Here is a 7,700-nt window from a genome sequence, read left to right on the forward strand (position 1 = left end):
CCCCTTATGCGGTGAGTCGTTCGTCAAGTTGAATGCCCGCCGCTTTCAAAATTGTGCCCATTTTCGCGCCGGTTTCTTCCAGTTCACTTTGCGGAGAGGACTCGTTAACAATTCCGGCACCGGCAAAAATGCACATTTCACGCTGACTGACTTCGGCACAACGAATCGTCACCACCCACTCACCATTACCACGCGCATCGCACCAGCCAATCATGCCGCTGAAGTAGCCGCGTTCAAATGTTTCGATCTGCTTGATCGCTTGATAAGCCGACTGTCTCGGGAAGCCACAAACGGCTGGTGTCGGGTGGAGCTCAGCCGCGATTTGCAGAGAGTTCACCTCCGGATCAATCGCTTCACCTTCCAAAACAGTTGACAGATGAAGCATGGTTTCGGTTTCGATGACCGATGGTACCATCGGGGTAAAGAGATTACGGCAGTAGCGGCTCAGTACCTTCTCTACTTCTTCCACCACAAAACTATGTTCGTTTAAGTCTTTTTGGGTATCGAGTAAAGAGGAATGGGAGCGTTGATTGTCTGACTCGTTAGCTGATCTGGGCCGTGAGCCTGCAAGCGGGTTTGACATTACATGTCCGCCTTTTTTCGCCAACAGTAGCTCAGGGCTGGCACCCATCAGTTTGGCATTGCCTCCGATATCGGCAGCAAAGGTGTAGCCGCGAGCGTTAATCGCGAGCAGGTTTCTGAGCAGGGCGGTCTGATCAATGTTTTGATCGGTAGCGATGCGCACCGAACGAGACAGTACGACCTTAGACAGCTCAGTGGTATTGAACAGATTTAATAAAGTTGATACGCCCTGTTTATAATCATCTCCGGTCGGCGGAGAAATGACCGTTGCTTTGTTTGATCCAAGCACATCATTTTTGCACGCTCTGGCGCTGCCTGAGACGTACAGTTTTTGCGGGATAAAAAATTTCGTCGGTGTATTTTCATCGAACGGAACAGTGGCAAACAATACCGGATTATCATTGTCTGATGTTTTCGCCTGCTCAAGCATTTGGTTGGCGCGATGAGCAAGTTGAGTAAATGGGATTGCCTGATTGAATTGTTGTTCAATACCCACACCCAGTATTGAGTTGTTTGGAGATGCAAAGAAAAAAGGCGCTGTCTCTAACTCTTGGTCCAAAAGCGCTTGAGCCATTCTGGAGAAGCCAACAACTTCGCGTTTCATAATTACCTCGTTCAAATGTGATGACAGATATTTGCCATTTGTTTCATACGCAATATATTGGTAGGATTATAAGTGAGAACAATTATCAATTTCAAATGATAATTTATCTTATTTGTAGGTTAATCATTGTGGTTGTCGCGAACATAAAAACAGGAGATGTCGGGTTGAATCAAAATCACCAAACGGTATTGCTGACCGGAGCAAGTCAGGGGATTGGGTATGCTGTCTTAGAACGGCTGCTGGTGGAGGGTTACAAGGTTGTTGCAACCGATCGCTGCATCGACGCGCTTGATACAAAGCTGGGTGCGGTAAAAGAAAAATATGCTGCTCAGCTTGATTATTACACAATTGACTTGCTCGACAGTCAGTTGGCGCAGCAAGTGGCGCAGCTTTGCAGTGAATATCACTTCGATCATTTGGTCAGTTGTGCCGGGGCACTCAGCAGCGGCAGTGTTCATGCAATGTCTGTTGAAGAGATGAAGCAAATGTTTGACATCAATACCTTCGGGGCTTTGACCATGATTCAACAGGTCGCCAAGGGAATGAAGCACCGCAAAGCGGGGAATATTGTGGTGATTGGTTCGAATGCAGCCAACACACCGAGGTTGAACATCGGTGCCTATGCCGCATCAAAATCCGCGTTACATATGTTGGTAAAGTGCTGTGGATTAGAATTGGCGGAATACGGCATTCGTTGCAATATCGTCAGCCCGGGCTCGACCAGAACCGAAATGCAGACTCAACTATGGCATGAAAACTATGGTGAACAACAAGTGATTGAAGGCAACCTTGAACAATATCGTCTGGGTATTCCCTTGAGAAAAATGGCTGAACCGACTGATATCGCCAATAGCGTGTTGTTTCTGATGTCTGACGCGGCACGCCAAATCACCATGCATGATCTGCGTGTCGATGGCGGTGCAACACTCGATAACTAATAACTAATAACTAATAACTAATAACTAATCCGCTGAAAAAAAGAGGTGAAGCTCTGACAATCAACCACCGCCAGTGGCGGTGGTAATTGATTCTGTGCTTGCTGACACCGGACGACTGAATGGCTTTGTGTTGATGTGAGTGACTAGGTTACTTTTTAACGTCTAAAAATAAGTATTGTAGCGATCGATGATGTTAAAGCTCGCATCAATGACGGCGATTTCACGCCATTTATCAAAAGTTAAGCAAGGGTGGGAGGTTCCAAAACTAATCATATCTCCGACTTGTAAATCGACGCTAAAAGTCATGAAGGCATGTTGATCCATGATATCTTTGACAACACATGTTCCTGAATCAATGGTTATCGGCGCCTTGTCTCCGACATGGTAATAACTCAGTGGGATAGGCAGGCCGGCATCAAATGCAACATCACGTTTACCAAATCCGACAATGGCGACACCGGGTTCAGGTATGGATAACACGTAGGCCCAAAGCTCCATCGCAGATTGCAGGGCGGTATCGCTCGTTTGGCAGTGCATATTTCGCAGCATGATCTGTGCCTGAGAATCTTCATATATCCCCATATCGTGGATCACGTAACATCCCGGTCGAATAATCGGGAGAACGCTCGGATGCAGGTTCGCTTGTTTGATAACCTCACAAACAACGTCATACCAAGCAGAACCGGCACCGGTTAATATTGGGTTCTCCGAGTGAATGGATGACTGGAAAAAATCAGACTTGAAGATTTTTACGACCCAATGAATAAAATTACGAACTTGCGTGATTTCATCATCACCGTGGATGACGCCTTCATAAAATTCCACACCGGATAAGCGTAGCGAGGTGCTGGCGTTGAGTGCTTGAACGACTGATTTGACCTGCTCTTCAGTCCGGCAACCACAACGGCCGTGGTCTGCGCCGAGCTCGACAAGGACGTTGAGCGTCAGCGATCTTTCGGTAAAAAATTTATCTAATGCGCATACGTTTGCGACTGAATCAACGACGCAATAAAACTGGATATCGTGATGTTCAAGCATATCGGCGATAATCGACATGTTTGCTTTTCCAACTAACTGGTTCGCCATTAAAATATTCTGACATCCTGCATTCAAAGCGCTTTGAGCCTGAATCGGATTGGCAACCGTCATTCCCCAAGCCCCGGCAGCTAATTGTGCTGTGAGGATTCTGGGGGCCATGGTCGTTTTTGCGTGGGGGGCTAACTGAACGGCATATTTTTCGCTAAAGTTTTTCATCCACCGGATGTTGTTTTCGATTCTGTCCTGATATAAAACCAACGCAGGTAAGCTGACATCTTCATTCAGTATGTTAGCGTCTTTGCGAATGGCGTGACCTTTTTCCAGATATGTAGTATTCATTTTATTCATCCTTGAGTCAGTCATCACTGCTGTTTTGATTGATCAATTACTTCCGTTCAGTTTCTGTGTCAGTTTGTGCGCGCAGTTGATCAGTTCAGATTTATAGTCGTCAAAATTCTGTAACGCATCTTCTTTCGGGGCAATCAAACATAATGTTGCGACAGGCACTTGGTTTTCATCAAATACGGGGGCGGCAAAGCATCGGGTGAACGTGTCAGAGATACTATTGAATGAAAAAAAACCGTCCTCTTTTGCCTGATTACATTCTTGGAGAAACCGTTCTTCAGGCAACCGGCTGCCATCCGGCAGAATAAAGTCATCAGGGTCGATAAATGCCAAAATTTCTTCATTACTCAGATGGTTCAAAAGTAACCGGCCTGACGCTGTCCAGGGAATCGAGACTTTCTCACCGATATCTGCGCTAATTCTGAAGGGGCGATCTCCTTCTTTCATCATTGCGACTGTGTATTTGTGTCCGTCAAGCATACATAACTGTGCTGTTTCACGAGTCATGGTTGATAAGTATTCTAAATATGTTTCCGCCTCACTTGCTAAACTGAAATTTTTTAAATAACTCGTGCCTAAAAAATGTAGTTGTCTACCCAAAAAAACACGCCCATCTTTATGAAAGTTTTCTAATACACCCATATCAAGCATAATTTTTATTAATTCATAAATAGAAGAAGTCGGTGCTTGCAACGCCTTTGCTATTTCAATTGGCCTGACAGCTTTTTCATGATTGCGAAGAAATTCCAAAATTTGAAATGCGCGCTCTATCCCTCTGGCTCTCACAACGACCTCCAATAATGATTCATGTGAATGAGGTATTCATTACCTCATTCATAATGTAAGCTATTTTTGCTTATACGCGACACAATCAATTTCTACTTTTGCATCAACCATCAAGCTTGATTGTACGCAGGCTCTGGCTGCCGGAAATTCACCAAAATACTCAGTAAATACACCATTAAATGACCAAAAATCTCTGGCATCGTCAAGCCATACACCGATTCGGACGATATCTTGGACATCATAATCTGCCTCTCTCAGAATCTTCAGCATATTCTGAATTGCTTTATGTGATTGGTCGATAATACCACCATTGATCACTTCACCATTTTCCATGGCGACTTGTCCTGAAACATATAACCAGCCATCTGCTTCGGTCGCGCTTGCGAAAGGAAGTTGTTTACCTGCTGCACCGCGAGCATCGCAACCGTATCGTTTTATTGTCATCATTAAATTTCCTCAATAAAAATTAAAAGTGGGAACTTTTCAAAAATTCAGCCAGTCGGCTTGATTTGGGGTGGTGATAAAGCTCATGAGGATGTCCCTGTTCCTCTATTTGTCCGTTATTCATAAAAATAACGTTGTCTGATACTTCATAAGCAAACTTCATTTCATGCGTTACAAGTACCATTGTCATGCCATCCTTCGCTAAGTCTTTCATGACATTTAAAACTTCATTGACTAGCTCGGGGTCAAGGGCAGACGTGACTTCATCAAACAGCATGAGTTTTGGACTCATGGCCACAGCCCGGGCAATGGCAACGCGCTGTTGTTGTCCGCCGGATAGCTGAATGGGATAATGATCTTTTCGGCTCAACATACCTACTTTATCCAGCCAGTGTTCTGCGATAGAAATCGCTTCACTTTTGCTCATGTTTTTGACTTTTAAGAGCCCGAGCATGACGTTGTCTAGGGCCGTCATATGTGGAAATAAGTTGAAATGTTGAAATACCATGCCTGTATGTGAGCGTTGCTTCGCTATTTCAGACTCTGAATGGCGGACTCTCTTACTATTCGTTATGGAGTACCCCATATCTTGGCCATCTAAAATAATTTGCCCTTGCTGATAATCTTCTAATAAATTGATCGTCCGTAATAACGTTGTTTTACCAGAACCACTAGAGCCGATAATAGAGACCGTTGTTCCCTTGTTGACTTCAAGATCAACGCCTTTTAAAACTTCCAAATCTCCGTATGATTTATGAACACCACGAATACTGAGTAGCTTTTTTCTATCCGTCATAATGTCTTCCTTAAATACTGCGATTCAGCCAATCGTCACTTTCCGTTCTACATAGCGGCCGAGTTGTTCTATTCCGAAATTAATACAGAAGTAAATAAATCCTGCGAATAGATAAAACTCCATATTCATAAAATTTCTGGATATGATTTGCTGTGTTGTAAGCATGAGTTCCAAAACCCCAATAATTGATAACAGGGTTGAAGCCTTAACCATTTCAGCCGCAGTGTTCACCCAAGTCGGGAGAATTTGTCTCAGTGCCTGAGGCAACAAAACATAGATGAAGGTTTTGAAAAATGTTAATCCAATCGCTTTGGCTGCCTCTGTTTGTCCGACAGGAATCGCTGCAAGTGCGCCACGTACAATTTCTCCGATATGCGAACTACAAAAAATGGTTAATGCGATGATGCCGGCCTGAAATGCATCTAAGTTTAAGCCAACTGCTGAAGGGACATAAAACATGGCTAATATTAAAACAAACACGGGTGTCCCACGAATGATGTCAATATAAACACGAAATATGAATCTTATCGGGGAAGTTCCGTATTCGAGAGCAAGCCCGACGATAACACCTAATATCGTACCTAAGATGATCGCTAATGCAGAAATACTAATCGTTATTATCACCCCGTAATAGATAGCACTTCTTGCATTCCACAATTCCTGTAAAAAGTAGGATAGATCCATCATTAGCAATTCTCCTTACGCCGGAATCTTGAAATTATGCCTGTCGCGCTTGGATTACTTTTATTGGTTTTAGAAATGGCAATCTTCTTTTCTAAAATTCTGAACATATATCCAAGTAAAAAACATGCAATAATATAGATGCCACTTGCAACCATCCATGTTTCAATGACTCTAAAACTCTCAACATTTATCTTTCTCGCGTAAAATGTTAATTCTGGTATCGAAATGGCTGCAGCAAGAGACGTATCCTTAAATAAAGAAATAAAATTATTCGTCAGCGATGGTAATATGTTTCGCATCATAATGGGGACCAGGATCGTCCGTTTTATCTGAAATTGTGTTAATCCAATAGCCAAGCCTGCTTCATATAATCCTTTCGATATTGATGTTAACCCTGAGCGGAAGACCTCTGTCAGATAAGCACCGGCATAAATAGAAAGCGTGATGATAAATGATTCTATTTTCCCGATACGTATTCCCATCTGTGGTAACGCAAAGTAGGTAAAGAGTATTAATACTAAGATCGGCGTATTACGGATGATCGTAACATAAATAGATGCGACATATTTAAAAATTCTATTTTTTGATAACATCATGAATGCGCATATAATGCCAATGACGCAGCCAATTAAAATAGAAATGAAGGCTAGACCCAGACCTAAGCCTAACCCCGATATTAATATGTCCCAATTTCGCCATACAACACTGAAATTGAAATCATAATCCATGTCTAATTATCCGGTTTATTTATATTCAACAGGGAAGCCGGTTTTTGGTATTGGTAATTTTACGCCAAACCATTTTTCAAATGATTGCGCGTAAGTGCCGAAATCAACCCCTGTCATCGCTTCATGGAATACGACATTCACGAAGTTCAACCACTCCTGATCACCTTTCTTCACGGCACAGGAGTAACTTTGAGGCATCCAAGCATAACCGGAGTCCTTATAACGACCTGGATTTTGCACCATATACCAACGAAGAGAAGACTGATCGGTGGCTGCTGCGTCTGCCCGGCCAGAGTTTAATGCCTGATACATTAATGCAACGCTCTCATATTGATCGACCTTCGCTTTCGGTAACGCTGCATGAACCATCTCTTCTGCATAAACGTTTTGTAACACAGCGACGACGACACTATCTCCGGCATCTTTTAATGCATCATAGCCGGTATATTTACTCTTATTCATTAATAAAAGTCCGACACCTTCCCGGTAATACGGAATCGTAAAGCCAACCTGTTGAGCCCGACTGGGGGTAACGGTCATAAACTGACAGCTCAGATCGACTTTATTCGTGACCAAATTAGGGATGCGGGCGTCACCGGACTGGTCGACAAATTTAATCTTAGTTGCATCATCAAATAGTCCTTTGGCGACCAACTTTGCCATATCGATATCAAAGCCAACCAAATTATTGTTTGTATCTTTAAAATGCCAAGGCGCATTTGTGCTTCCGGTACCGACAATTAAATATCCACGAT

The 7,700-nt window shown here is 43.3% G+C and carries 9 protein-coding genes; 1 reads left to right on the forward strand and 8 read right to left on the reverse strand.

Translation table 11 applies throughout. The annotated features are described in order from the left end of the window. Nucleotides 1-4: 4 nt before the first annotated feature. Complete coding sequence (locus tag AC55NX_RS18625) at nt 5-1,186, reverse strand: isochorismate synthase (RefSeq protein ID WP_496997093.1); 1,182 nt, start codon at nt 1,184-1,186, stop codon at nt 5-7. Between the two features lie 164 nt (nt 1,187-1,350). Here AC55NX_RS18625 and AC55NX_RS18630 point away from each other — a divergent pair, with 164 nt between their 5' ends. Then, nucleotides 1,351-2,124 (forward strand): 2,3-dihydro-2,3-dihydroxybenzoate dehydrogenase, encoded by a 774-nt coding sequence (locus AC55NX_RS18630; protein WP_496997094.1) that lies wholly within the window; start codon nt 1,351-1,353, stop codon nt 2,122-2,124. A 162-nt stretch (nt 2,125-2,286) separates the two neighbouring features. Here the strand turns inward: AC55NX_RS18630 and AC55NX_RS18635 are convergent, their stop codons facing one another. The 7 genes from AC55NX_RS18635 to AC55NX_RS18665 form a co-directional block, all read right to left on the reverse strand. Continuing rightward, nucleotides 2,287-3,501 carry an amino acid deaminase gene (locus tag AC55NX_RS18635; protein ID WP_496997095.1) on the reverse strand — a complete coding sequence of 405 codons (1,215 nt, stop codon included), beginning with the start codon at nt 3,499-3,501 and terminating at the stop codon, nt 2,287-2,289. A 42-nt stretch (nt 3,502-3,543) separates the two neighbouring features. Beyond that, the gene (locus AC55NX_RS18640) at nt 3,544-4,293 is read right to left on the reverse strand and encodes an IclR family transcriptional regulator (protein ID WP_496997096.1); all 750 of its coding nucleotides are present in this window, start codon (nt 4,291-4,293) and stop codon (nt 3,544-3,546) included. A 60-nt stretch (nt 4,294-4,353) separates the two neighbouring features. Next, on the reverse strand, nt 4,354-4,737 hold the full coding sequence (locus tag AC55NX_RS18645) for a RidA family protein (protein ID WP_496997103.1): 384 nt from the start codon (nt 4,735-4,737) through the stop codon (nt 4,354-4,356). 22 nt (nt 4,738-4,759) lie between these two features. After that, the gene (locus AC55NX_RS18650) at nt 4,760-5,533 is read right to left on the reverse strand and encodes an amino acid ABC transporter ATP-binding protein (protein WP_496997097.1); all 774 of its coding nucleotides are present in this window, start codon (nt 5,531-5,533) and stop codon (nt 4,760-4,762) included. 24 nt (nt 5,534-5,557) lie between these two features. Beyond that, nucleotides 5,558-6,220 carry an amino acid ABC transporter permease gene (locus tag AC55NX_RS18655; protein WP_496997098.1) on the reverse strand — a complete coding sequence of 221 codons (663 nt, stop codon included), beginning with the start codon at nt 6,218-6,220 and terminating at the stop codon, nt 5,558-5,560. Continuing rightward, entirely contained in the window at nt 6,220-6,945 is a 726-nt protein-coding gene (locus tag AC55NX_RS18660; protein ID WP_496997099.1) for an amino acid ABC transporter permease, read from the reverse strand. Before AC55NX_RS18660 ends, AC55NX_RS18655 begins: the two co-directional genes overlap by 1 nt. Nucleotides 6,946-6,960: 15 nt before the next feature. Further along, a partial coding sequence (locus AC55NX_RS18665) for a transporter substrate-binding protein (RefSeq protein ID WP_496997100.1) occupies nt 6,961-7,700 on the reverse strand: 740 nt, incomplete at its 5' end.

It is taken from the genome of Vibrio rubrogenes (genome assembly GCF_059641415.1).